25 protein-coding genes and 1 pseudogene are annotated in these 24,460 nt (G+C 71.8%); 9 read left to right on the plus strand and 17 right to left on the minus strand.

What is annotated here, in order from left to right; translation table 11 throughout:
- The first annotated feature begins 140 nt into the window (after positions 1-140).
- Positions 141-839, plus strand: coding sequence for an O-methyltransferase (locus ACIBAF_RS15775; RefSeq protein WP_079659873.1), 699 nt, complete (start codon positions 141-143; stop codon positions 837-839).
- 136 nt (positions 840-975) lie between these two features.
- On the opposite strand, the gene ACIBAF_RS15780 is transcribed toward ACIBAF_RS15775, so the two are convergent.
- Entirely contained in the window at positions 976-1,143 is a 168-nt protein-coding gene (locus tag ACIBAF_RS15780) for a DUF3117 domain-containing protein (protein WP_003966491.1), read from the minus strand.
- A 378-nt stretch (positions 1,144-1,521) separates the two neighbouring features.
- Here ACIBAF_RS15780 and ACIBAF_RS15785 point away from each other — a divergent pair, with 378 nt between their 5' ends.
- Positions 1,522-2,313, plus strand: coding sequence for an enoyl-CoA hydratase/isomerase family protein (locus ACIBAF_RS15785; protein WP_399463769.1), 792 nt, complete (start codon positions 1,522-1,524; stop codon positions 2,311-2,313).
- Between the two features lies 1 nt (position 2,314).
- On the opposite strand, the gene ACIBAF_RS15790 is transcribed toward ACIBAF_RS15785, so the two are convergent.
- Both ACIBAF_RS15790 and ACIBAF_RS15795 read right to left on the minus strand, forming a co-directional pair.
- Complete coding sequence (locus tag ACIBAF_RS15790; protein ID WP_399463770.1) at positions 2,315-2,902, minus strand: DNA-3-methyladenine glycosylase I; 588 nt, start codon at positions 2,900-2,902, stop codon at positions 2,315-2,317.
- Positions 2,899-3,255 carry a DivIVA domain-containing protein gene (locus ACIBAF_RS15795; protein WP_399463814.1) on the minus strand — a complete coding sequence of 119 codons (357 nt, stop codon included), beginning with the start codon at positions 3,253-3,255 and terminating at the stop codon, positions 2,899-2,901. Before ACIBAF_RS15795 ends, ACIBAF_RS15790 begins: the two co-directional genes overlap by 4 nt.
- A 130-nt stretch (positions 3,256-3,385) precedes the next feature.
- Here ACIBAF_RS15795 and folP point away from each other — a divergent pair, with 130 nt between their 5' ends.
- A complete protein-coding gene (gene folP, locus ACIBAF_RS15800; RefSeq protein WP_399463771.1) occupies positions 3,386-4,246 on the plus strand; it encodes a dihydropteroate synthase in 861 nt (286 codons plus the stop codon).
- Between the two features lie 27 nt (positions 4,247-4,273).
- On the opposite strand, the gene ACIBAF_RS15805 is transcribed toward folP, so the two are convergent.
- Together ACIBAF_RS15805 and dapE are read right to left on the minus strand one after the other, a co-directional pair.
- Positions 4,274-5,032 carry a TIGR00730 family Rossman fold protein gene (locus tag ACIBAF_RS15805; protein ID WP_399463772.1) on the minus strand — a complete coding sequence of 253 codons (759 nt, stop codon included), beginning with the start codon at positions 5,030-5,032 and terminating at the stop codon, positions 4,274-4,276.
- 112 nt (positions 5,033-5,144) lie between these two features.
- Entirely contained in the window at positions 5,145-6,224 is a 1,080-nt protein-coding gene (gene dapE / locus ACIBAF_RS15810; protein ID WP_399463773.1) for a succinyl-diaminopimelate desuccinylase, read from the minus strand.
- Between the two features lie 94 nt (positions 6,225-6,318).
- Between dapE and ACIBAF_RS15815 the strand changes: the two genes are divergently transcribed.
- A complete protein-coding gene (locus ACIBAF_RS15815; protein WP_399463774.1) occupies positions 6,319-7,326 on the plus strand; it encodes a heavy metal transporter in 1,008 nt (335 codons plus the stop codon).
- 315 nt (positions 7,327-7,641) lie between these two features.
- Entirely contained in the window at positions 7,642-8,091 is a 450-nt protein-coding gene (locus ACIBAF_RS15820) for an ATP-binding protein (protein ID WP_399463775.1), read from the plus strand.
- Between the two features lie 131 nt (positions 8,092-8,222).
- On the opposite strand, the gene ACIBAF_RS15825 is transcribed toward ACIBAF_RS15820, so the two are convergent.
- Both ACIBAF_RS15825 and fdxA read right to left on the minus strand, forming a co-directional pair.
- Complete coding sequence (locus ACIBAF_RS15825) at positions 8,223-9,320, minus strand: bifunctional succinyldiaminopimelate transaminase/glutamate-prephenate aminotransferase (RefSeq protein WP_399463776.1); 1,098 nt, start codon at positions 9,318-9,320, stop codon at positions 8,223-8,225.
- A gap of 113 nt (positions 9,321-9,433) precedes the next feature.
- Positions 9,434-9,754, minus strand: a complete 321-nt coding sequence (gene fdxA / locus ACIBAF_RS15830; protein ID WP_079659886.1) for a ferredoxin — start codon at positions 9,752-9,754, stop codon at positions 9,434-9,436.
- Positions 9,755-9,894: 140 nt separating this feature from the next.
- Between fdxA and ACIBAF_RS15835 the strand changes: the two genes are divergently transcribed.
- Entirely contained in the window at positions 9,895-10,914 is a 1,020-nt protein-coding gene (locus tag ACIBAF_RS15835; RefSeq protein WP_399463777.1) for a GNAT family N-acetyltransferase, read from the plus strand.
- Positions 10,911-11,765, plus strand: a complete 855-nt coding sequence (locus ACIBAF_RS15840) for a tetratricopeptide repeat protein (protein WP_399463778.1) — start codon at positions 10,911-10,913, stop codon at positions 11,763-11,765. Before ACIBAF_RS15835 ends, ACIBAF_RS15840 begins: the two co-directional genes overlap by 4 nt.
- A 190-nt stretch (positions 11,766-11,955) precedes the next feature.
- Here the strand turns inward: ACIBAF_RS15840 and ACIBAF_RS15845 are convergent, their stop codons facing one another.
- The 9 genes from ACIBAF_RS15845 to ACIBAF_RS15885 all read right to left on the minus strand — a co-directional run bounded on the left by ACIBAF_RS15845 (position 11,956) and on the right by ACIBAF_RS15885 (position 21,336).
- The gene (locus ACIBAF_RS15845; protein WP_399463779.1) at positions 11,956-12,573 is read right to left on the minus strand and encodes a response regulator; all 618 of its coding nucleotides are present in this window, start codon (positions 12,571-12,573) and stop codon (positions 11,956-11,958) included.
- Positions 12,574-12,583: 10 nt separating this feature from the next.
- Positions 12,584-13,765, minus strand: coding sequence for a sensor histidine kinase (locus ACIBAF_RS15850; RefSeq protein WP_399463815.1), 1,182 nt, complete (start codon positions 13,763-13,765; stop codon positions 12,584-12,586).
- Between the two features lie 5 nt (positions 13,766-13,770).
- Positions 13,771-14,511, minus strand: a complete 741-nt coding sequence (locus ACIBAF_RS15855; RefSeq protein WP_399463780.1) for an ABC transporter permease — start codon at positions 14,509-14,511, stop codon at positions 13,771-13,773.
- Positions 14,508-15,422: an ABC transporter ATP-binding protein gene (locus tag ACIBAF_RS15860; protein WP_399463781.1), complete on the minus strand. Its 915-nt coding sequence runs from the start codon at positions 15,420-15,422 to the stop codon at positions 14,508-14,510. The genes ACIBAF_RS15855 and ACIBAF_RS15860 overlap by 4 nt, the downstream gene beginning before the upstream one ends.
- Positions 15,423-15,524: 102 nt before the next feature.
- The gene (locus tag ACIBAF_RS15865; protein WP_399463782.1) at positions 15,525-18,065 is read right to left on the minus strand and encodes a hypothetical protein; all 2,541 of its coding nucleotides are present in this window, start codon (positions 18,063-18,065) and stop codon (positions 15,525-15,527) included.
- Between the two features lie 154 nt (positions 18,066-18,219).
- Positions 18,220-18,630 (minus strand): DUF6113 family protein, encoded by a 411-nt coding sequence (locus ACIBAF_RS15870; RefSeq protein ID WP_399463783.1) that lies wholly within the window; start codon positions 18,628-18,630, stop codon positions 18,220-18,222.
- Positions 18,630-19,532: an N-acetyl-1-D-myo-inositol-2-amino-2-deoxy-alpha-D-glucopyranoside deacetylase gene (mshB, locus tag ACIBAF_RS15875; RefSeq protein WP_399463784.1), complete on the minus strand. Its 903-nt coding sequence runs from the start codon at positions 19,530-19,532 to the stop codon at positions 18,630-18,632. Before mshB ends, ACIBAF_RS15870 begins: the two co-directional genes overlap by 1 nt.
- Before the next feature lie 57 nt (positions 19,533-19,589).
- Positions 19,590-20,465, minus strand: a complete 876-nt coding sequence (locus ACIBAF_RS15880) for a hypothetical protein (RefSeq protein WP_399463785.1) — start codon at positions 20,463-20,465, stop codon at positions 19,590-19,592.
- 25 nt (positions 20,466-20,490) lie between these two features.
- Positions 20,491-21,336 carry a helix-turn-helix domain-containing protein gene (locus ACIBAF_RS15885; RefSeq protein ID WP_399463786.1) on the minus strand — a complete coding sequence of 282 codons (846 nt, stop codon included), beginning with the start codon at positions 21,334-21,336 and terminating at the stop codon, positions 20,491-20,493.
- Positions 21,337-21,657: 321 nt separating this feature from the next.
- On the opposite strand from ACIBAF_RS15885, the pseudogene ACIBAF_RS15890 reads away from it, so the two are divergent.
- Positions 21,658-21,792: pseudogene (locus ACIBAF_RS15890) on the plus strand (transcriptional regulator); the annotation flags it as partial.
- A gap of 150 nt (positions 21,793-21,942) precedes the next feature.
- Here ACIBAF_RS15890 and ACIBAF_RS15895 read toward each other — a convergent pair.
- Positions 21,943-22,137 carry a hypothetical protein gene (locus ACIBAF_RS15895; protein WP_319677061.1) on the minus strand — a complete coding sequence of 65 codons (195 nt, stop codon included), beginning with the start codon at positions 22,135-22,137 and terminating at the stop codon, positions 21,943-21,945.
- Positions 22,138-22,317: 180 nt separating this feature from the next.
- On the opposite strand from ACIBAF_RS15895, the gene ACIBAF_RS15900 reads away from it, so the two are divergent.
- Entirely contained in the window at positions 22,318-24,453 is a 2,136-nt protein-coding gene (locus ACIBAF_RS15900) for a prolyl oligopeptidase family serine peptidase (protein WP_399463787.1), read from the plus strand.
- The last annotated feature ends 7 nt before the right edge of the window (positions 24,454-24,460 follow it).

Genomic DNA, 24,460 nt, shown 5'->3' on the forward strand with positions numbered 1-24,460 from the left:
GATAAGCGGTTTTACGAGAAATTGATCTGTGCTGGGACGGCTCATGCTGCTGCGTCAGCACTTGCTCGACGCCCGGTCCCTCATCGTGATCCAACTGTGTCCCCCCGTCGGCGTTCCCACCCCTTCAAACGCCCGGTCCCATCTGCGGGTTCCCGGCGGCAACGGATACAGTCACGCCGAGGCAACCACGGGGACAGGAGAGGGTCATTACCGGCAACCGGCAGGCAAGCTGGGCGTTCGCCGACGCCTATGCCGCCGAGGACGAAGCGCTGCTCTGGGCCCGTGACCGGGCCCGTGAGGCAGGGCTGCGCTCGGTGTCGCCCAGCACGGGCGCCGCGCTGCGGATGCTCGCCGCCACCGTGGACGCGAAAGCGGTCGCCGAGATCGGCACCGGGACCGGCGTCTCCGGGATCCACCTGCTGTACGGGATGCGTCCGGACGGCGTCCTGACGACCGTCGACCCCGAGCCGGAACACCAGCAGTTCGCCCGGCAGGCCTTCCGTGCCTGTGGCTTCGCCAGCAACCGGGCCCGGTTCATTCCGGGCCGGGCGCTCGACGTCCTGCCCCGCCTCGCGGACGCCGGCTACGACCTCGTCTTCTGTGACGGCGACCGGCTGGAGCTTCTGGAGTACCTCGCTGAATCGTTGCGCCTGCTGCGCCCGGGCGGGCTTGTCGTCTTCGAGGGCGTCTTCGCCAACGGCCGCACGGTCGACTCCGGTCCGCAGCCGACGGAGGTCATAAGGATCCGGGAGCTGTTGCGGGCGGTGCGGGAGAGCCAGGAGCTGGTGCCTTCCCTGCTGCCGGTGGGCGACGGGCTGCTGTGCGCGGTCAAGCGCTGAGGCCGCGGTCCGGCTTTGGGCCTTTCGGGCCAGGCGGCGCCGGTCAACCGCGGAAAAGCCCGGAAACCTGACAAACCAATCGCTCCGGCATCCTCACGGCTGCCGGAGCGATTGAAAGAGTGGGGTCGCTTGCGCGTCAGCCGACGACCTTCTTGAGGGCGTCGCCGAGTGCGTCGGCCTCGTCAGGGGTCAGCTCGACGACGAGTCGACCGCCGCCTTCGAGCGGAACGCGCATGACGATGCCCCGCCCCTCCTTGGTCACCTCGAGCGGGCCATCACCCGTTCGCGGCTTCATGGCCGCCATGCTCGTTCCCCTTCCTGAAACCAGCTCATCGCCAAAGCCGACGGCCCATGGAGGGCAGCCGCGGTCCAGCGTGGGACACACGACACCGGCATCGAACACATTGCTTCCAGGCCATTATCCCGCATCTCAGGACCCGATGACCAACATCAGTCGGCATCGCTTGGGCAACGCGCGCGAGCAAAACCACTCAATTCGGCGATGTGACTGCGATACTGCGCGCCCGCACGGACTTCCACGCACCGGAAACCGTCCCGAATTCTTTGACGCAGGTCACACGCCGGGTCCGGTCCTCGGACGACGATCTCCGCCATGCTGTCCTCGTACACCGGACGTACTGACCAGTAGTACGTCGGAGCCGCGACACGGAGGGGATACGCCATGGCCGACACCGTGCTCTACGAGGTGAGCGACGGGCTCGCGACGATCACGCTGAACCGCCCCGAGGCGATGAACGCGCTGAACATCGCCACCAAGGCCGCCCTCCGGGAGGCGGTCCGGTCCGCCGTGACCGACGACGCCGTACGGGCCGTGCTGCTGACGGCGGCCGGTGAGCGGGCGTTCTGCGTGGGGCAGGACCTCAAGGAGCACATCGGGCTGCTGGCCGAAGGCTCCGGGAAGGTCATGAGCACGGTCAAGGAGCACTACAACCCGGTCGTGCGGGCGCTGACCGAGGCGCCGAAGCCGGTGGTCGCCGCGGTGAACGGGGTCGCGGCGGGGGCGGGCTTCGGGTTCGCGCTCGCCGCGGACTTCCGTGTCGTGGCCGACACGGCGTCCTTCAACACGTCGTTCGCGGGGGTGGCGCTCACCGCCGACTCGGGGGTCTCCTGGACCCTGCCCCGGGTGATCGGGCCGGGGCGGGCCGCCGATCTGCTGCTCTTCCCGCGCAGCATCACGGCCCAGGACGCGTACGAACTCGGCATCGCCAACCGGGTCGTCCCCGCGGACGCGCTGCGCGAGGAGGCCGAGAAGGTGGCGCGCGCACTGGCCGAGGGGCCGACGGTCGCCTACGCGGCGATCAAGGAGGCCGTCGCGTACGGGTTCTCGCACTCGCTCTCCGAGACGTTGGAGAAGGAGGACGAGCTGCAGAGCCGGGCGGGGGCGTCCGAGGATCACGCGATCGCCGTGCAGGCCTTCGTCAACAAGGAGAAGCCGAAGTACCTGGGCCGCTGACTCACGGGGCGATGCGTGCAGCGCACGTCTCCAGGTGGTCGTTGACCAACCCGCACGCCTGCATCAGTGCGTACGCCGTCGTCGGGCCCACGAAGCGCAGTCCCCGTTTCTTCAGGGCCTTCGACAGGGCCGTCGACTCGTCCGTCACCGCCGGGACGTCCGCCAGGGTTTTCGGGGCCGGGCGGGCGGTCGGGTCGGGGGCGTGGGACCAGATCAGGTCGTCCAGGTCGCCGGAGGCCCACTCGGCCAGGACGCGGGCGTTGGCGAGGGTGGCGTCGATCTTGGCGCGGTTGCGGATGATGCCGGGGTCGGCGAGCAGGCGCTCGCGGTCCTCGTCGGTGAAGACGGCGACCGAGGCGATCTTGAAGTCAGCGAAGGCGGTGCGGAAGCCGGGGCGGCGGCGCAGGATCGTGATCCAGGACAGGCCGGACTGGAAGGCCTCCAGGCTCAGGCGTTCGAACAGTGCGTCGTCGCCGTGGACCGGGCGGCCCCACTCCTCGTCGTGGTAGGTCACGTAGTCCGGTGTGGACAGGGCCCAGGGGCAGCGCAGCGCGCCGTCCGCGCCCGCGAGGGCCGCGCCGTCGCTCACTGGTGGTCCTCCGGGGCCTGCTTCTCCATGGAGACGTGCGGCGGCCCGGCCGGGGTCCTGGCGCCGGCCAGGGCGGACTCCAGGTCGGCGATGCGGGCGTCGCGCTCGGCGAGTTCGGCGGCGAGGCGGCTGAGGGCGTCGTCCACGTCGGCCATGCGGTAGCCGCGGGCGGCCAGCGGGAAGCGGAGGCGGTCGATGTCGGTCCGGTCGACCGGGCGGTCCGGGGGCAGCGGGTCGTGCAGCCGCTCGGGGGCGACCTCCGGCAGCGGGCCGGTGCCCTCGCCGCCGCCCACCACGGCGAGGGTCACCGCGGCGACCACGACGGCGAGCGCGATGACCAGGAACAAGAACATAACCATCGGTGGGTCCCCACACTCGGTGTGCTCGGAGTGGATGTGTGTGGGTCCGATCGTGCCATGCGGGTCCGACAGCTAGGGTCGCAGGCGGTGGATGTGCAGGCCGGACTAGGAGAGGTCACAGGGGATGCTCAGGCTGGGCAGGCGTGAATTCGGCGCGCACGAGCCGGTGATCATGGCGATCGTGAACCGCACCCCGGACTCCTTCTACGACCAGGGCGCGACCTTCCGTGACGAGCCGGCCCTCGCGCGCGTGGAGCAGGCGGTGTCCGAGGGCGCCGCCGTCATCGACATCGGCGGCGTGAAGGCCGGGCCCGGTGACGAAGTGACGGCTCAGGAGGAGGCCAGGCGGACCGTCGGCTTCGTGGCCGAGGTGCGGCGGCGCTTCCCGGACGTGATCATCAGCGTGGACACCTGGCGGGCCGAGGTCGGGGAGGCGGTCTGCGAGGCGGGCGCGGATCTCCTGAACGACGCGTGGGGCGGCGTGGATCCTCGGCTGGCGGAGGTGGCGGCGCGGTACGGGGTCGGGCTGGTGTGCACGCACGCGGGCGGCGCCGAGCCGCGGACGCGTCCGCACCGGGTGACGTACGAGGACGTCATGGCCGACATTCTGCGGGTGACCGTGGGGCTGGCGGAGCGGGCGGCGGGGCTGGGGGTGCCGAGGGAGTCGATCATGATCGATCCCGGGCACGACTTCGGGAAGAACACCCGGCACAGCCTGGAGGCGACCCGGAGGCTCGGGGAGATGGTGGAGACGGGGTGGCCGGTGCTGGTGTCCCTGTCGAACAAGGACTTCGTCGGGGAGACGCTGGACCGGCCGGTGAAGGAGCGGGTGGTGGGGACCCTGGCGACCACGGCCGTGTCGGCGTGGCTGGGGGCGCAGGTGTACCGGGTGCACGAGGTGGCGGAGACGCGGCAGGTGCTGGACATGGTGGCGTCGATCGCCGGCCACCGGGCTCCGGCGGTGGCGCGGCGGGGACTGGCGTAACCCCGCCGCGCTCACCGAAGACCGTCGTCAGCGGCCCGCCTCCTTGGAAACCAGGGCCACCGCCTCTTCCACGTCGTCCGTGACATGGAAGAGGAGGAGGTCCTTCTCCGCCGCCTTGCCCTGGGCGACCAGGGTCTTCTGCAGCCAGTCGATCAGGCCGCCCCAGTACTCGGTCCCGAAGAGGACGATCGGGAAGCGGGTGACCTTCTGGGTCTGGACGAGGGTGAGGGCCTCGAAGAGCTCGTCGAGGGTGCCGAGGCCGCCGGGCAGGACCACGAAGCCCTGCGCGTACTTCACGAACATCATCTTCCGCACGAAGAAGTAACGGAAGTTCAGGCCGATGTCGACGTACGGGTTGAGGCCCTGCTCGAAGGGGAGCTCGATGCCGAGGCCGACGGAGACGCCGCCCGCCTCGCTCGCGCCCTTGTTGGCCGCCTCCATCGCGCCCGGGCCGCCGCCCGTGATGACGGCCCACCCGGCGTCGACGAGGGCGCCGCCCAGACGTACGCCCGCCTCGTACTCCGCGGAGTCCACGGGGGTGCGGGCGGAGCCGAACACGCTGATGGCCGGGGGGAGTTCGGCGAGGGTGCCGAAGCCCTCGATGAACTCCGACTGGATGCGCAGGACCCGCCAGGGGTCGGTGTGAACCCAGTCCGAGGGAGCCCGTTCGTCCAGCAGTCGCTGGTCCGTGGTGCTCGCCTGCACCTGATCCCGCCTGCGGAGGACCGGTCCCAGGCGCTGCTCGTCCGGCGGCTGCTTCTTGCCCTCGGGGTTGCCTGTAGCCATGGTGAGCTCCCTCCGCTTGCGGGTTGTTCCATCTCAGCGTAGATCTACGCGGGTTACGGGCGGGGGACGTCGGCGTGTCCGCCGTGAAGCGTTGGCGGGCCGGGCCGGCGGATCAGGCCGTCAGCCAGGTCCGCAGGCGTTCCTCGCCCGCCAGGATCTTCGCTGTTTCGACGCGTTCGTCCCGCTTGTGCGCCAAGTGCGGGTTGCCGGGGCCGTAGTTGACGGCGGGGACGCCCAGGGCGGAGAAGCGGCTGACGTCCGTCCAGCCGTACTTGGGCATCGGGGTGCCGCCGACCGCCTTGATGAAGGCCGCCGCGGCCGGGTGGGACAAGCCGGGCAGGGCGGCGGGGCTGTGGTCGTCGACGACGAACTCCTCCACTCCGCAGTCGGCGAAGACCTCGCGGACGTGCGCGACGGCCTCCTCCTCACTGCGGTCCGGCGCGTACCGGAAGTTGACGGTGACGACGCAGCTGTCGGGGATGACGTTGCCGGCCACTCCGCCGGCGATGCCGACCGCGTTGAGGCCCTCCCGGTATTCCAGGCCGTCGATGACCGGGTAGCGGGGCTCGTACGCGGCCAGACGGGCCAGGATCGGGGCCGCCGCGTGGATGGCGTTGGAGCCCATCCAGGAGCGCGCCGAGTGGGACCGCTCGCCCTTCGTCTTCAGCAGGACCCGCAGGGTGCCCTGGCAGCCGCCCTCGACCTGGCCGTCGGAGGGTTCGAGGAGCACCGCGAAGTCGCCCGCCAGCCACTCCGGACGGGCCTCGGCCACGTGCTTCAGGCCGTTGAGGTCGGCGGCGACCTCCTCGTTGTCGTAGAAGACGAAGGTCAGGTCGCGGTTGGGGGCCGGGACCGTCGCCGCGATGCGCAGCTGGACCGCGACGCCCGCCTTCATGTCGCAGGTGCCGCAGCCCCACAGGACCCCGTCCTCGTCCAGGCGCGAGGGGACGTTGTCGGCGATCGGGACCGTGTCGATGTGCCCGGCGAGGACCACGCGCTCCGCACGGCCCAGGTTCGTGCGGGCGACCACGTTGTTGCCGTAGCGGTCCACCGTCAGGTGGGGCAGCGCGCGCAGGGCGGTCTCGACGGCGTCCGCGAGGGGCTTCTCGGTGCCGCTCTCGGAGGGGAGGTCCACGAGCTGTGCGGTGAGCAGCGCGGCGTCCAGCGTGAGGTCAAGCGGGGTGTCGGCCATGCCGTCGACCCTAACGCGCCAGTCGGCGGTCCCGCTGTTCCCCGCTGTGCGCACCTGCCTCCTACTCCTCAGTACTCTCCAGTACCTTGTACGCGTGCCAGAGCCGTCCCCTTCCCCCAAGCGCCGCGGCCGCCTCCTTCGTTTCGGGGCGGCCTGCGTGGTCCTGTCCGCCGTCGCGGGTTATGTCGTCGTGCAGTACGTCACCGGCGGCACCGGTGATCCGGGCTGCAGAGTCGTTTCTGGCGACGCGAACGGGACGAGTTACGAGTTCACGCCCGAGCAGGCGGTGAACGCGGCCACGATCGCCGCCGTCGGCACCGACCGGGCCATGCCCGAGCGGGCCGTGGCGATCGCGCTCGCGACCGCCATCCAGGAGTCGGGGCTGCGCAACCTCGCGCACGGCGACCGTGATTCGCTCGGCCTGTTCCAGCAGCGGCCCTCGCAGGGCTGGGGCACCGAGCAGCAGGTCACGGACCCGGCGTACGCGGCGAACATCTTCTACGAGCACCTTGCCAAGGTGCGCGGCTACGCCGAGCTCCCGTTGACCGTGGCCGCGCAGCGCGTGCAGCGCAGCGGCTACCCGGAGGCGTACGCCAAGCACGAGCCGGACGCCACGGTGCTGGCCGCCGCGCTGACCGGGACGTCGGCGGCCACGCTGACCTGCGACGGTCGGGCGGGCGCCACGACCGCCACGGGCCCGGCCGCGGTGCGGGCGGCGCTGGCACGGGACTTCGGGCGGGCCACGCGCCAGGAGGCGGGTGCGGCGGAGTCCGATGCCGAGGACGCCTCGGCCGCCGGCGCCGAGACCCCCGTCGCCCAGACGAGCGGGCGGACCGTGACGCTGCCCGTGTCCGAGGCCACCACCGGCGGTGGGCGCAGTGCCGGCGAGTGCGGCTGGCAGCTCGCGCACTGGGCGGTGGCCAACGCCTCGGCCCTGCGCATCGAGCGCGTCTCGTACGCGGGCCGGGAGTGGGTCTCCGGGAACACCGACAGCAAGTGGCGGGCGACCGGTTCGACCACCGCGGAGGCCGCCGGGACGTCCGGCGAGGCCTCGGGGGCGGGCGGCGACACCGACAGCGTGCGGATCGTCACCGCTCAGTAGTACGGGTCCTCACCCGTCCGGGTCGTGTGCGGGCCGTTCGGACGGGCGGGTGCTCAGGTTTTCGCGCCGTCACCCTCGCGCGCTGCGAAACCCTTGAGGACAAAGGGCTTCAAGGGTTTGGCGGACTTTCACATCGGGCGGTTTTTGCCCGTTTTTATCCGCAGCCGATAATGCGACGCATTGCCAACTCTTTACGTCGGCCGTGCGCAACCTTCGCGGGCTTCGAGCGGTAGTCACTGCGTCCGGGCCCGGACAGACAGCCAGTCAGTGAGTCAGTCACAGACAGTTCTTGTTCTCTCCCGTCGAAGGAGCATCATGTCCCTCCCCCTGACCCGCCGGATCGCCCGTGCCGCGCTGCTCGTCGCTGCAGGAGCGGCCGCCGGGGTCGGTGCGGCCGGCTCCGCCAGTGCGGCCCCCAGCCTTCCCGCCGCTCCGAACCTCGGCGGACTGACCGCCCTGGACACGGCGAACGTCGGCAACACGGTCGACGGCGCGACGCAGCACGTCACCGGGCTCGCGGGTGAGACCGGCGGCAAGGCCGTCAAGCAGGCGGCGCCGGCCGCGAGCAAGACCGGCGGCAAGGCCGTGAAGATGACGGTGCCGGCGGCGCAGAAGACGGCAGGCGAGGCGGCGGGCTCCGCCGGGGACCTCCTCGGGGACACCGCGTCGACCGCCACGAAGGGCGGGCTGCCGACGGACTCGCTCGCCAAGGGCGGGCTGCCGGGTGCGGAGACCCTGCCGGTGAAGAGCCTGCCGCTGGGCTAAGACGCCCGCACCGCAGCGAGAAGGGACCCGGGGCTGCCCCGGGTCCCTTCTCGCTGCCCGTCGGCCGCGGGCTGGCGGGGGCTGTTCGCGCCCACGCGGCGGAGCCGCAGATCGATACAGCCCCGCACCCCTCAGGTCAGTCGTTCCACCGCTGCCCGAACGCGCTCGTCCGTCGCCGTCAACGCCACACGGACGAACTGCTCGCCCGCCGTGCCGTAGAAGTCGCCGGGGGCGACCAGGATGCCTCGGTCCGCCAGGTGGGCGACCGTGGCCCAGCAGGACTCGTTCCTCGTGGCCCAGAGGTAGAGGCTGGCCTCGCTGTGTTCGATGCGGAAGCCGTGCCCGATCAGCGCCGCCCGCAGGGACGCGCGGCGGGCCGCGTAGCGCTCGCGCTGTTCGCGGACGTGGACGTCGTCGCCGAGGGCCGCCACGACCGCCGCCTGCGTGGTCGCCGGCGTCATCATGCCGCCGTGCTTGCGGATCTCCAGCAGCGGGCCGAGGACGGCCGGGTCGCCCGCCAGGAACGCCGCCCGGTAGCCGGCCAGGTTGGACCGCTTGGAGAGGGAGTGCACGGAGACGATGCCCTCGTACGAGCCGCCGTTGACGTCCGGGTGGAGGACCGAGACCGGGTCGGCCTCCCAGCCCAGCTCCAGGTAGCACTCGTCGGAGAAGAGCAGGACGCCGTGCTCGCGGGCCCAGGCGACGATCCGCGTCAGCTCCTCCTTGCCCAGCACCCGGCCCGTCGGGTTGGACGGCGAGTTGAGCCAGAGGAGCTTCAGGCCCTCGGGGTCCAGGGCCGTCGGGTCGTCGTAGACCTCGTGGTCGGCGCGGGCCAGGCGGGCGCCGACCTCGTACGTCGGGTAGGCCAGGCGCGGGTAGGCCACGCGGTCGCCGGGGCCGAGACCCAGCTGGGTCGGCAGCCAGGCCACGAGCTCCTTGGAGCCGACGATCGGCAGGACGTGGCGGTGGGTGACCTCGCGGGCGCCCAGCCGGCGCTCCAGCCAGCCGGTGATCGCGTCGCGCAGCGCCGGGGTGCCCCACACCGTGGGATAGCCCGGCGAGTCCGCCGCGTCGATCAGCGCCTTCTGGATCAGGTCGGGCACCGGGTCGACCGGGGTGCCGACGGAGAGGTCGACGATGCCGTCCGGGTGCGCTGCGGCCGTCTTCTTGTACGGCTCCAGCTTGTCCCAGGGGAAGGTGGGCAGGCGGTCGGAGACTACGGAGGACACGGTTACGGGCTCACTTTCGTACGTACGGCAAACGCCTCGGTCCCGTACGGCGATCGGGCGTGATCAGGCCGTACGGGACCGAGGCGGCGCGTTGTGCGGGCCGCTGATGCGGATTACTCGGCCTGCGGCGGCAGCGCGGCGACGAAGGGGTGGTCGCGCTCGATCAGACCCAGCTTGCTGGCGCCGCCGGGCGAGCCGAGGTCGTCGAAGAACTCGACGTTCGCCTTGTAGTAGTCCTTCCACTCCTCCGGAGTGTCGTCCTCGTAGAAGATGGCCTCGACCGGGCAGACCGGTTCACAGGCGCCGCAGTCGACGCATTCGTCCGGGTGGATGTACAAGGACCGCTGGCCCTCGTAGATACAGTCGACCGGGCACTCTTCGATGCACGCCTTGTCCTTCACGTCGACACAAGGCTGCGCGATGACGTAGGTCACGCTGTCGTTCCTCCTCGATAGGGCGCTGGCGGGCCTCCTCAGGCTCCGCCGCCTGGCGCGCGGGAGCGCGGCGTCGTCGATGCCCGCCTCTAGTATCTCCGTTCTTGGCCATGATCCGAACAGGAGGGGTGAACTGACCAGTGGGAATATCGTCTGCCGGACGCCTTGAGGTCCGTATCACCACTGCTGACGTGGGAAAACGTGTCTCCGTCCGATGTCTGACCAGCCCTGGGGTAACCGAGGGGAAATTCACCGACACGGTGGGTGTTCTCACATCATGGGACGCCGGTGTGCTCACGATCACACGGAAGAGCGGGGAGACCGCCCTGATTGACGAGTCCTCGCTGGTCGCCGGGAAGGTCGTGCCGGGCGCGCCCGCCCGGCGCCGGGGCCCGGCCGCCTCGTACGAGGAGCTCGCCCGGGTCGCCGCGCGGGCGTGGCGGCCCGTGGAGAGCGAGCGGCTCGGCGCCTGGGAGCTGCGGGCCGCCGCCGGATTCACCCGGCGCGCCAACTCGGTGCTGCCGCTCGGCGACCCCGGCGTGCCGCTCGACGCGGCCCTGGACGTCGTACGGCGCTGGTACGGCGAGCGCGGGCTGCCCGCCTATGTGCAGACGGCGACGGGGGCCGAGGGCGCCCAGGAGTTGCTGTGCGCGGAGCTGGAGCGGCGCGGGTGGGTGCGTGAGGTGACGGCGGAGCTGTGGGTCGGCGCGCTGGCGCCGGTCGCGGACCGGGCGGACGCTGAGGGTGTGGCGCTGGCCCGGGAGGCCGACGAGGCATGGCTGGCGCGGTATCAGCGCAAGGGGGTGAGCGAGGTGGCCCTGAAGGTGCTCGGGAGGGGGCCGTCGGTGTGGTTCGCCTCCGTGCCCGGGGCGTCCGGCGAGGCTCCGGCCGCGATCGGGCGGCTGGTCGTGGACGGGCGGTGGGCCGGGTTCGCCGCCGTCGAGGTCGACCCGGAGCAGCGGCGCAAGGGGCTCGCCACGACCGTGATGGCCGCGCTGGCCCGGCGGGCGCTCGCGGAGGGGGCGTCGGCGGCCTGGCTGCAGGTGGAGACGGAGAACGCGGGGGCGCGGGCGATGTACGCCGGGCTGGGCTTCGGCGCGCATCACGCGTACCACCACTATCGGGAGCCCTCGCTGGAGTCGTCGCTGGAGTCGTCGTGAGCGGGTTCGACGCCGGGTTCGGCTTCGGTGAGGTGCGGCGGCGGTTCGCCGAGGAGGCGCGGGCCGAGCGGCCCGATCTGGCCCTGCTGTGCCTGCTGATCGGCGCGGCGGCCGATCCGGAGCTGGACGAGGCCGGTCTGGACGCCGCCCAGATCGAGCTGGACCGGCTGGCGGGGCAGCTGCCGTACCGGCCCGGCGGTCCGCGGGCGTGGGCGGTGGCGCTGCGGGAGCTGCTCGGCGAGGGGTACGGGTTCGGCGGCTCCGCCGCGGACTACGACCGGCTGGAGTCGTCGCTGCTGCACCAGGTGCTGGTACGGCGGCGGGGGCTGCCGATCCTGCTGTCGGTGGTGTGGGTGGAGGTGGCGCGGCGGGCCGGGGCGCCGGTGTACGGGGTCGCGCTGCCCGGGCACTTCGTGGTCGGGTTCGGGCCGCCCACTGACCTTGAGCGGCAGGTGCTCGTCGATCCCTTCGACGGGGGGCGGGTGCTGTCGGGCGGCGACGCGGAACTGCTGGTCGCCGGGGCGACAGGGGCTCCTCTGGAGCCGTCGATGCTGACGCCGGCCGAGCCGTTGGAGGTGGTGACGCGGATTCTGAACAACGTCCGGTCGTGGGCCGCGGCTCGTCCTGAGCGGTCGGATGTCGCTCTGTGGGCCGTGGAGTTGGCGTTGGCGGTGCCTTCGCATCCGGCCCGGCTGCGCTACGAGAAAGGGCAGTTGCTGGTGCGGCGGGGGGATTTCCTGGGCGGGGCCGCGGAGTTGGAGGAGTACGCGGAGCTGGTGGAGGTCGTGGACGAGGGGGCGGCGGAGCGGGTGCGGAAAGAGGCGTTCGCTGCGCGGGCGATGCTGAACTGACGCCTCAGCGCCGTGGGGGTTCTGCGGTCGTGCCAGTGCCGGTGCCGGTGCCGGTGCGTTGTGGCTGGTCGCTCCCCCTACTCTCGGCGGAGTCGCACATCGAAACAGGCCCGCGCCCCTGGGCGTGCTGCCCCCTGGCCTTGCCTGGTCCCTGGCCTTGTCTGGACGGCTCCCGCCCGCGACTCGGGCTTCACAGCCAGCCCTTCTCCCTTGCCGTCCGGACCGCCTCTGCTCTGTTGCGTACGGCGAGTTTCTGGATCGCTGTGGAGAGGTAGTTGCGGACCGTGCCCTGGGAGAGGTGCAGGGCTGCCGCCAGTTCCGCGTTGGTCGAGCCGTCGGCCGCTGCGCGCAGGACCTCGCGTTCGCGGTCGGTCAGGGGGTTGGCGCCCCCGGCCAGGGCCGCTGCCGCGAGCGTGGGGTCGATGACCCGCTCGCCCGCCAGGACCTTGCGGACGGCCTCCGCGAGCTGCGCGGCGGGCGCGTCCTTGACGAGGAAGGCGTCGGCGCCGGCCTCCATGGCGCTGCGCAGGTAGCCGGGGCGGCCGAAGGTCGTGAGGACGACCAGCTTCAACCGCGGGAGCTCCTTGTGGAGTTGGGCCGCCGCCTCGATGCCGGTGCAGCCCGGCATCTCGATGTCGAGGAGCGCCACGTCGACGTCGTGGGCGTGGGCGGCCGCGAGCACCTCGTCGCCGCGGGCCACCTGGGCGACCACCTCGATGTCCTCCTCCAGGCCGAGCAGGGCCGCCAGGGCCTCGCGGACCATCGACTGGTCCTCGGCCAGGAGGACCTTGATCGTGCCACCACTCATGAGCGGGATCCTACGTGGCCACCGGTCCTGCCGGGACCCGGGCGGTCAGCCGGAAGCCGTGCTTGACCCGGCCCGCCTCCAGGGTGCCGCCCGCCTTCTCCAGACGTTCCGTCAGGCCGGTGAGGCCGTTGCCGGGTCCGTTGCCGGAGCCGCCGGAGCCGTCGTCCTCGACGGAGAGTTCGACGACGGGGCCGTCAAGGGTCTGGCGGCGCACGAGGTCCACCGTGCAGCGGGCGGCGCCGCTGTGGCGTACGACGTTGGTGATCGCCTCGCGCAGGGTCCAGGCGAGCGCGGACTCGGTGTCCTCGGGGACGCCGTCGAGGTCCGGTTCGGCCGGGATCGCCGCGGTGATCCCGGCGGCCGTCAACGCGACCTGCGCGCCCGCGAGTTCGGGGGCCAGACGGGGGCGCCGGTAGCCGGTGACGGCCTCGCGGACGTCGACCAGGGCCTGGCGGCTGACCTGTTCGATGTCGGCGACCTGCTGGGCCGCCTTGTCGGGGTGGTCGGGGAGCATCCGGCCGGCCAGCTCGCTCTTGAGGGTGATGAGGGAGAGGGAGTGGCCGAGGAGGTCGTGCAGGTCTCTGGCCAGACGCAACCGTTCCTCGTTCGCGGCGAGTTGGGCGACCGTGGCACGAGCCTTGCGCAACTCGACCGTGGTGCGGACCAGTTGGCTCACGCCGGTCATCGCGAAGCCGATGAGCACGACCAGCACGAGGAGGTTGAGCGCCTCGTCCTCGCCGGTGCGCAGGCCGACCACGAGCAGCACCGCGCCCGTGGCCGGGATCGTCCAGAACGCCACCCGCAGCGGGAGTGCGATCCCGCAGGCCACGGAGACGTAGCAGAACAGACCGAGCCAGGCGGAGCCGAGGGTGAGGCAGAGGACGACGGCGAGCACCGCCATGGAGCCGATCAGGGTGGTGATGAGCTTCGAGGTGTAGGGCGCGGCCCCCATGTCCCGGAAGAGCAGCGACAGGTACACGGCGACGAACACCGCCAGGCCCAGCCAGCCGGCGACCGTGGCGCCGGTGGTGTGGTTGCCGGAGACGAGGTCGTGGACCGGCGAGCTGAGGAACACCAGCCAGACGCCGATCCACAGCAGCTTGCGCCGCCACAGCTCGCGCCGGTTGCGGGCCGCCTGGCCCAGTGCGATCGGCGGCCCCGGCCGGGTCTCGCCGCACTGGTCGTCGGTCATGACGCTCACGCCTTCAGCGTGTCCTTCCGGTACAGCCAGGCCGCGCCGCCCGTGAACAGGGCGAAGAAGACGACCAGGATGACGATGTCCTTGGCATGCGGGGCCTGGCTCTGTTCGATCGCCTGCCCCAGGGCAGCGTACGCGTGCGTGGGCACCCACTTGGCGATGTCCTGCAGCCAGGTCGGGAAGGTCGTCGTGGGCATCCACAGACCGCCGAGGATCGACAGGCCGAAGTAGGTGATCATCGTGATCGGGCGGACCGCGTCCCCGTTCGCGAGGTAGCCGATCGCCACGCCCAGGGCGGCGAAGACGAGGCTGCCGGCCCAGATGGAGCCGGTCAGCGCCAGCCACTGCCAGGCGTCCAGCCGTACGTCCTTCACGACCGAGGCGACGGCGAAGACCACGACGATGGACGGAAGGCTGACCACGGCGGCGCTCGCGGTCTTCGCCAGGACGTAGCCGCGGCCGGGGAGGGTGGTCAGGCGCAGCTGCCGTACCCAGCCGCTCTGGCGCTCCTTGGCGATGCGCTCGCTGTTGCCCATCAGGACGGCCGTGAGGGCGCCGAAGGAGGCCATCGAGACCATCACGTAGGTCGGGAGGGTGAGGCCGGTGCCGTCGATCTTCTCCGTGCTGTCGGAGCTGCCCGCGATGAGCAGGAACAGGACCGACGGGTAGATCACCGAGAAGAACAGGAACTTGCGGTTGCGCAGGGCGCGGATGAGTTCCAGCTTGATCAGGCCGTTCACTTCGACTTCGCCTCCTCGGCGGTGGTGAGGGCCACGAAGGCCTGCTCCAGGCCGAGCCCGGCGACTTCGAGGTTGCGGGGGTAGAGGCCGAGGCCGTAGACCGCGTGGACGGTGGCGTCGGCGTCGGTGGACTGGATGCGGACGGTCCGGCCGGACACGTCCAGGGTGCTGAGGAACGGCAGGGCGCGCAGGGCGGCCTCGTCGATGTCGCCCTCCAGGTCGAAGGCGATCCTGCGGGCGCCGGCCTTGGCCTTGATCTCGGCCGCGGTGCCGTCGGCCAGGAGGCGGCCCCGGTGCAGGACCAGGACGCGGTCGGCTATGGCGTCGGCCTCTTCGAGGTAGTGGGTGGCGAACAGGACCGTGCGGCCCTGATCGGCCTGCTCGCGCATGGTGGCCCAGAACGCCTGCCGGGTGGTGACGTCCATGCCGGTGGTGGGCTCGTCCAGGACGATCAGGTCGCTGTCGCCGGCGGTGGCGAGGGCGAACCGGACGCGCTGGGCCTGGCCGCCGGAGAGCTTGTCGACCTTGCGGTCGGCGATCTGGGTGACGCCGGCCCGGGCCAGCACGTCGGCGGGCCGGTACGGCTTGGGGTGCAGGGCGCAGGCGAGCCGGACCAGCTCGGCGACCGTCACCTCGTCCATCAGGCCGCCGCTCTGCAGCATCGCGCCCACGCGGCCGGCGACGATCGCCTCGCGCGGGGTCGCGCCGAAGAGGCGGACGGCGCCGCTGTCGGCGTGCTTGAGGCCGAGCAGCAGGTCGAGGGTGGTGGACTTGCCCGCCCCGTTGGGGCCGAGCAGCGCCACGGTCTCCCCCGGGCGCAGGGTGAGGCTGAGGCCGTCCACGGCCCGCACCTCGCCGAAGCTCTTGCTCACCTGGTCGAATCCGACCACCGGCGCTGTCGTCGTCGTCATGACGGCAATCGTCGCGCCGGGGGCCGGGCGGGCGGCAGTGTCGGCCGTCCGCAGTGCCGCATGACAGATGTCATGCGGCACCGCGGTGTGTCGACTCGGGCGTCAGCTCGGGTTCGTCTCGATGACCGCGGTCCGGTCCGTCTCGCTCTTCAGGGCCGGGCGCAGGGCGCCGATGACGTCCTGGACCGTGACGGCCGTCTTCTGGCCGGTGCCGCGGGTGATCAGCACCGTGTCGAAGGTGCCGCCGTACAGCTCCTTCAGCGCGGCCTGGTCGTAGCTCTCGACGAGCTTGCCGTTGATCGCCTTGACCTGGAGGAACTTCCACAGCGAGTTCTTCGGGCTGAAGGAGATGCTGTGCAGGCCGTCCTTGGTCTGGAGTTTGACCTTGCCGGACATCGCCGGTTCGGCGAACTCCTTCATCATGCGGTCGACCTCGGCGTTGGACACCGTGGGCTGCTTGGTCGTCGTCGGCACGGTCACCGGGGTGGTCGTGCCGGTCTCGACCTGGCTGCGGTAGGCCTCAACCACGGCAGACTCGGCCTTCGACGCGTCGATGCCCTTGCCCGCCTTGCCGTAGACGGCGACGGCCTTGCCGGACTCGAACTTGATGGTGCCGTCGGTGGCCGAGCCGGAGCCGCCCGCCGCGCTCTCCAGAGCGGCCTGGAGCTTCTCCTCGTCGACCGGCATCGCGGGCTCGACCTCACGGTGCTGCCCGAACAGCGAGCCGATCACGGAGACGGGGTTGTAGTCGCTCTTGGCGGCGTCGTCGACCGTGGCCTGCATGTCGAACTGCAGGCCCGACTGGTCCGGCTTGAGGGTGACGGTGCCGCCGCCGACGGACAGCTTCAGCGGCTGGGCGGCCCGCTTCTCGAAGGCGTCGTCGAGCTTCTTGACGGCGTCGTCGCGGGTGCCGCCGCCGATGTCGACGCCGAGCACGGTGGTGCCCTTGGGCACGTCGGAGTGGTTCATCAGCAGGCCGGCGCCGTAGACGCCGACGCCCGCGACGACCACCAGGCCGCCCAGCAGGGGCAGCTTGCTGCGGCCCTTCTTCTTTTTCTTCTTCTTGGAGTCGCCGCCCCCGGACGCGCTCTGCGGGACGGCGGCCGTCCCGTTCGGCGGGGTGTGCGGCACCGGCCCGTCGGCGTGCGTGGCGCCGCCGCCCGGCCCGCCGGAGGGCACGACGGGGATGCCGCTGGTGACGGTGTGTCCGGAGACGTTGTCGACCGGCCTGCCGCCGTAGCCGCCCGCGCCCGGGTCGGGGGCGGGCTTCTGCGGGGTGAGGATCGCGGTGTCGTCGCTCAGTCCCCCACCGGGGAGACGACCGGTCCCGGTGCCGGCGCCGACGCCGGGACCGCCAGGAACGCCGGGGCCACCCGGCCCACCGGGAGCACCAGGGGCGGTGGAACGCGGGCCGCGGGGGCCGTTGGGGTGGCCGGGGCCGCCGGGAGCGGTCGGCGCGCCGGGCGCGAGGGTCCCGCCGGGGGTGCCCGCAGCGCCGATCGCGCCGCCGCCCATCGGGGGGATCATCGGGCCGTCGCCGGTGACCGGGCCGCCGGTCGGGCCCGCGGGACCGCCCTGCGGGCCGCCTCGGCCACCGGGACCGCCGGGTCCGTCCGGCCCGTTGAAGTCGTACGAGCCACCGGGCCCGGCCGGGAAGCCGCCCTGCCCGTTCTGGCCGTTGTCGGAGAAGTACGGCAGGTTGTCGCGGCGCGGCTCGGCGCCGCCACCCTGCTGGCCCTGACCCTGACCTTGCGGGAGCTGCCCCTGCGGGAGCTGACCCTGACCTTGCGGGAGCTGCCCCTGCGGGAGCTGACCCTGGCCAGGGGTCTGCCCCTGAGCCGGTGCCTGGCCCGGGCGGGAGCCGTTGCCCAGGGGGCCTGCGGCGAGCGCTTCGGTCACGTCGAAGGAGCCCGTGCCGCCGCCGTGTCCCGGAGCCACGGGGCCACCGGTGGCGCCGCCGGGGAGTCCCGCGCCGTTGGCGCCGCCGGAGCGGGCGCCGCCGGGCACGCTCATGGAGCCGACCACGCCACCGGGACGCCCGGCGCCCGGCCGCGCGCCGCCGGGCGCACCGGCGGCGGGGCCCTGCGGGCTGCTCGCGGGCGCGCTCGTCCCGGCGGCCGAACCGCCCGGCAGACCGGCCCCGTTGGTGGAGCCGCCGCCCTGACCGCCCTTGGCGGGTCCGGACTTGCGTGGCGCGAACCAGTCGCTCGTCTTCTCGTCGGCGCCGGGCGCCGGTTCGGCGGGCAGCTCGAACGAGGCGGTCTCCGACGCGACGGAACCGACGGGCCCGACGGATCCGACGGGGCCCGCGGGAGCCGCCGACTGCGTGTCGGGGCCCGTGCGGGCGCGTCCGTTGGGCTTGTCGTCGCCCGTGCCCGCGTTCGTACTCTCGGCGTCCGCGACGGGTTTACGCACGACGACCGGCGGAATCGGCCGCGATCCGGGGATGTTGATGCGGATCCGCGTCGTCAGCGTGGTCTCGGTCTTGCGATCCTCCGGCTGCGCGGCCGAACGACCCGCGTCAGCACCGCCGTCGGACACCACAGGGGTGCCGTACGGCGGCGTGCCCGAGGGGTATGCGGCTCCGCCGCGCCCGTTGGACCCGTTGGGCCCGGAGGACGGACTGTCAGTTTCACGACTCAAGGCAGGTTCTCCAGGTTGGCTCCGCCGCCCGCCACGACCTCACGGGCAGCTCGGCGGCGCGCACCACCATACTGGCCACTTCTGGCCCGTATCCCACGACCGCCGGGGAAACCCACACGGGACTCCCACGCGCCCGCAAGGGTGAAGTGGTACGTCACTTGCCAAGTCGGACCCCGTCGCCGCCCGGTTGCCGCCCCAAACCGATCGTGGCGCAGATCACAGCAAGTGCCATGCCACCGAGCAGGAAGAGGTACGAGCCGCCTCCCGCGCCGAACAGGAAGTCGCCCTCGGGACGGCCCGCGGTGCACAGGATGACGGAGATCATCCAGCCGGCGGCGGGTGCGACGGCCCCGGCGCGGGTGTTGAGGGCGCGCGCCCCGCCGACGAAGAGGCCGGCCGCGCCGACGAGCGCGAGGAGCAGTCCGCCCGGGAACCAGCCGGCCTGGACGAGCGCCCCGGCGAGACCGGCGACCGCGCCGAGTAGCACGAGCCCCAGGTAGGCGACGATCCGTCCGGCGGGGGGCATCTGAAGCGGCTGGGCGAGCATCGAACCACGATCGGACATCAGGCAGCCCCCTCGGTTCCGGCGATGCCGGAGAGGCCGGAGAGGCCGGCGAAGAGATCGGTCTCCGGTCTCCGCGCGGGCTCGCCGCGTACGAGTTCGTAGTACTCGGTCGTGAAGAGAGGCTGCGCGAGCTCGTTGGAGAGGGCGAAGTACCGCTCTCCGGGGGCGACTTCGACCTGTGTGGCGTGCGCGCGCATCGCGGCGGCCTTGGCGGCGGCGTACGCACCGTCGCCCTCGCCGCCGTCGATCTCGGCGGTGACGCGGTCGTCGTCCACGACGCCCGGTACGTCGGAGACGACGGCGCTCGCGGTGAAGGGCAGCCCCGGCAGCTCCTCCTGGAGCCGGGCGAAGGCGGCCTCGGCGACGGAGCGCGGGACGCGGTTGAAGTACACCTTGGGGATGCGCCACCCGGCGTCCTCGGCCAGCTCCGCCGCCCGCAGGGCGACGCGGTGGGCCTGGATGTGGTCGGGGTGGCCGTAGCCGCCGTTGTCGTCGTAGGTGACGAGGACCTGGGGGCGCACTTCGAGGATCACCTCGACAAGGGACGCGGCGGCTTCGTCGAGGTCGGCCTGCCAGAAGCAGGCGGGGTCGTCGTTGTCCGGGAGGCCCATCATCCCGGAGTCGCCGTGCCGTCCCGCGCCGCCGAGCAGCCGGAAGTCGTCGACGCCGAGCTCGGCCATGGCGGCGGTGAGCTCACGCAGCCGGTGCGCGCCGAGCTCGGCCCCGGCGAGGTGGCGCAGCTCCGGCGGGATGACCTCGCCGCGCTCACCAAGGGTGCAGGTGACCAGCGTCACATGCACACCCTCGGCGGCATACCTGGCCATGGTCACGCCATTGTTGATCGACTCGTCGTCCGGGTGCGCATGCACCAGCAACAGACGCCGGGCGGGCAGTTCCTTCATGGCGCCACCCTACGAGGCCGCCGCCCATCCCCGGCTGTCCGCCCGGCCGTCTCCCCCTCAGGCGTTTCCGTCCGCGAAGATCTCCTCGGCGGACGCCACGGTGACGGCGCGGGTGAGCCAGCGGCGCAGGAGGTCGGGGTCGTCACAGCCGGTGACGCGTTCGCGGACCTCGTCGGGGACGTCGAGACCACGCGCCTCCAGGACGAGCAGGACGTCCTCGGCACGGCCTTCGGCACGGCCTTCGGCACGGATCTCTTCGGAAATGGATGACTTGTAGAAGGAAAGGTCCACGGCCATCAGGTTCCTCCAGAATTCTGCAGCCCGGCGCGTGCTGTCCAGGCCTTGTGTGGTGAGTTCGATAATGGGGGCGGCGACGGCTTCGGGCACGTCCTGCAGAGCGGTGGACAGGGCCTTCAGTATCCCATCGACGGCCGGATCCTTCGCGTGAGTGATGGCGGCGAGCGAGGCCAGCGCCGGGTCGGCGCGGGCCTCTTGCGGATCCGTGATGAAGGGCATGTTGTGCGGCCCGGCCACGAGCGGGCGCAGGGTGAGAGACGCCCACCACCCAGGGCCGATGGGAACGGGTCGGGCGGCCCACTCGGCTGTGGCCCCGTCCTGGCAGACGACCAGCAACAGCGGCGGGGTCTTGTATTTCGTATAGAGGAAGGCCAGGTAGTAGGCCCAGCTGGCGGGTTTGTTCGGGTCCTTCGCGCTCTGCGCTTCGACGGCCAGCAGCAGCGACTCGGTGCCGTCGAAACGCAGAAGCGTGTCGACACGGCGCTCGACTGGCTGAATCTCGGTGAGATCGGTTGGCAGCACCGTGACGGACGCAGGCTGGATGGACGGGAGGCCGAGGACTTCGGAGACACCGGCGAACAGGCCGGGGTACTCCTGGAAGATGCGGTGCATCGCCTCGTGGGACGAGTTGACCATGTGGTGCCTTTGCTTGGTGGGGTCTTCAGAGGGCCGTTGCCGACAGTTCCCGGCAGTCGCGGCAGCGGGCACCCGGCTCGGGTGCGCGGAGGCCGCGGTCGCAGCCGTCGCAGTTCCGCATCTGGTGCCGGACAGCCGGCGGCGGGGCGGGGGCGCGGTACGGCGGGAGGGGTGGGAGCTGGGCGGTCAGGCGGTGGGCGAGGAAGGCTGCGGGGCGACGCAGGGGGTCATCGGGGAGGTCCGCGGTCAGGGCGTGGCGGATGGCGGTGGAGGCGACCTCTCGTTCCAGCCAGGCGGCGACTCCGGGGGCGAGGTGGTCGACGTCGGTGGCGGAGAGGAGGAGGCGGGGATCGCGGCGGCGGAGAGTGGCGAGGAGGTCCACGGCGGTCCGCAGGAGCGTGGGGGCGGGGTACGCGGGCTGCGGGACCGCCGGCAGCTGCTTCTTGCGGGGTGCGGGGCGTCGAGCGGGCGGCCTGGAGGGCTCGGGCGCGCTGCCACGGCGTCCGGGCTGGTTGCAGGAGACCGTGCGGGTGACGATGCGGCCGTCCGGGATGCGTTTGCGCTCGCGGCGCAGATAGCCGTGCTTCTCCAGTTCGCGCAGCGCTGCGGCGATCCGGGTCGCGCCCTCGGGGAAGCGGGCGGTGAGGGTCTTGATGTCGACCCGGACGCCTGACGGGAGCGACTGGAGGTGTACGGCGAGCCCGATCGCGAGAAGCGACAACTCCCGATGCTGGGCGAGGTGGTTGCCGATCACCGTGAAGCGGGTGGTGTGGCGGGTGTTGTCGTGGGTGAGTCCGCCCGCGTGGGGGTGGTTTTTGCCCGCGTTACGGGACTCGGCGCATGGCTGCGCGCTAGGGTTCTGCTCATCCATCGGGAAGCTCTTATCTTCCTTGGTGGTCAGGCCCTCGCACTGGGATGGCAGTCCCGGCGGGGGCCGTCGCATGTCTGCGGTTGTGTGGTGGTGATGCTCCGCCGAGCGTAGGGCAGACAACCCGCCCCAATTCCACTCCAGTTGGCATATTCACTCGCGGGAGTGAGTTTGCGCTGCGGGCGGGAGGGGTGGGGCTTGGTGGGGTTCTTTCGCCTCGGTTCTTGTTCGGAGAAAGCCGCCCGCGACACCGAAGCACGACGCGTCGGGTTCCGGCGGGTGCGCGACTTCCGCCCACACCGTCTTGCGCGGACGCATCTCCCCGACGGGGCGCTCAACGGCCGTCCGACGTCGGACCCGAGGCAGCTCCGCATCCTTGAGCTGCGTTATGGCACCATCCGGGCGCAGGCTCTCCGGCCGGGGGAGTCGCTGAGCCTCATCGAGACACTGCTGGGGGAAAGAGCAGCTACAGCGGTGGGCCCGACGGCGAGTCCTGTGTCGAGGTCGCGCCGACCCCGCCGCCGTCCACGTCCGCGAGTCCAAGTACGCCGACGACAGCCCCCGCCTCGCGCTCTCGCCCGAGGCGGGGGCCGTGTTCGTGCCGTCGGTCTAGAACTTGATGCTGCTGATCATGCTCGCCACGCTCGTCGTCAGGTCGCTGATCGTCGGTGCGATCGTCGAGGAGGCCAGGTAGAAGCCGAGCAGGATGCAGACAACCGCGTGACCGCCCTTCAGGCCTGACTTCTTGACCAGCAAGAAGACGATGATCGCCAGCAGCACCACCGCCGAAATCGAGAGTGCCACGGCGGCTCACCTCCAAGAACCCGGGAACGTGGGGGCAAAACAGAACAAGGGAACTTGTAAATCCATACATCAGCCAGCAGGTTCATACCCACACAGCGCTAGTGATCATAACTATGTGTGGGTGCGCATCTCGCGGCGCACAGCCGCACAAGGGGGTCGCATGGCCAATATGGTCGGGCCATGACGACCGAGTCCGACTCCTTCCCCCGCCGGCACGCCCGCACCCAGCGTTTCACCCTCGGCGCGCCGCGTTCGTTCACCGTCGCTCCCGACGGCTCCCGTGTCGTGTTCCTGCGCTCCGACTCCGGGACGAAACGGGCGAACTCCCTCTGGGTGCTCGACCCTGCGGACGGGACGGAACGCCCCGCCGCCGACCCGGACGCCCTCCTCGGCGGCGCCTCCGAGGACCTCTCGCCGGAGGAGCGGGCGCGTCGCGAACGCAGTCGCGAGGGGGGTGCGGGCATCGTCGGCTATGCCACCGACGAGGCCGTCGAGTTGGCGTCTTTCGCCTTGTCAGGGCGGCTTTTCACGGCCGAGCTGCGGGCCGGGACGGCGCGCGAGATCAGCGTTCCCGGGCCGGTGATCGACCCCCGCCCGTCCCCCGACGGACGGCTCGTCGCGTACGTCGCCGGGGGCGCCCTGCGGGTGGTGGGGGCCGAGGGCGAGGACGACCGGGCGCTGGCGGAACCGGAATCGGACACGGTCTCGTATGGATTGGCCGAGTTCATCGCGGCCGAGGAGATGGGGCGTTCGCGCGGGTTCTGGTGGGCTCCGGAGTCGGATCGACTGCTGGTCACGCGCGTGGACGACACGCCGGTGGAGCGGTGGTGGATCTCGGATCCGGCCCAGCCGAAACGTGACCCACAACACGTGCCCTATCCGGCTGCCGGGACGGCCAACGCTGACGTACGGCTGTTCGTGCTGGGCCTCGACGGGGTGCGCACGGAGGTCGTCTGGGACCGTGCGCGGTACCCGTATCTGGCGCGAGTGCACTGGTCAGGGGCGGGGGCGCCGCTGCTGCTCGTACAAGCGCGCGACCAGCGCAGTCAGTTGTTCCTGGCGGTGGACACCGACTCCGGGACGACCCGGATGGTACATGCCGACGAAGATCTGATTTGGCTGGATCTTTTCCCTGGAGTGCCGTGCTGGAGCCCTTCGGGGCAGTTGGTCCGGATCGCCGACGAGGGCGGCTCCCGGGTGCTCACGGTCGGCGAACGCCCGCTCACGGGAGCCCAGTTGCATGTGCGGGCGGTGCTGGACGTCACGGCCGACGACGTGCTGGTCTCCGCCTCGGCCGGGGAGGGCGCGGCCGTGCCGGAGATCGGCGAGGTGCATGTCTACCGGGTCAACGAGCTCGGCGTGGAGCGCCTCTCCCAGGAGCCCGGCGTGCACTCGGCGGTGCGCGCGGGGAACGTGACGGTGCTGGTGTCGGCGACGCCGGACCGGCCGGGGAGCGTGGCGCGGGTGCTGCGGGACGGTAAGCCGGCGGCGACGGTTCGGTCCTATGCGGACGATCCCGGCCTGTCTCCCCGCGTGATCCTCACCGAGGGGGGCGCACGACGGATCCCGTGCGCCGTGCTTATGCCTACGGACTACCCCGGTGACGCCTCGTCCGGCGCCGCCGCCCCCCTGCCCGTCCTCCTGGACCCCTACGGCGGCCCGCACGGGCCCCGCGTCCTCGCCGCGCACAACGCGCATCTGACCTCGCAGTGGTTCGCCGACCAGGGCTTCGCGGTGGTCGTCGCCGACGGGCGGGGCACGCCGGGCCGCTCCCCCGGCTGGGAGAAGGCGATCCACCACGACTTCACGGTCAGCCTCGACGACCAGATCGAGGCGCTCCAGGACCTGGCCAAGAGCCATCCCCTCGACCTGTCCCGGGTGGCGATCCGCGGCTGGTCCTACGGCGGCTGGCTCGCGGGCCTCGCGGTGCTGCGCCGCCCCGACGTGTTCCACGCGGGCATCGCGGGCGCGCCGGTCACCGACTGGCGGCTCTACGACACCCACTACACCGAGCGGTACCTCGGCGACCCGGCCACCTCGCCGGCGACGTACGCGAAGAGCTCGCTGGTCACCGACGACGGGCTGTCCTCCCCCGCCGAACCGCACCGCCCGCTGATGATCGTGCACGGCCTGGCCGACGACAACGTGGTCGTCGCCCACGCGCTGCGGCTGTCCTCCGCGCTGCTGGCGGCGGGCCGCCCGCACGAGGTGCTGCCCCTGTCGGGCGTCACCCACATGACCCCGCAGGAACAGGTAGCGGAGAACCTGCTCCTCCTCCAGGTGGACTTCCTGAAGCGGTCGCTGGGCCTGTACTAGTCACCCG

The organism is Streptomyces sp. NPDC051677 (assembly GCF_044453465.1).
Taxonomy (GTDB): domain Bacteria; phylum Actinomycetota; class Actinomycetes; order Streptomycetales; family Streptomycetaceae; genus Streptomyces.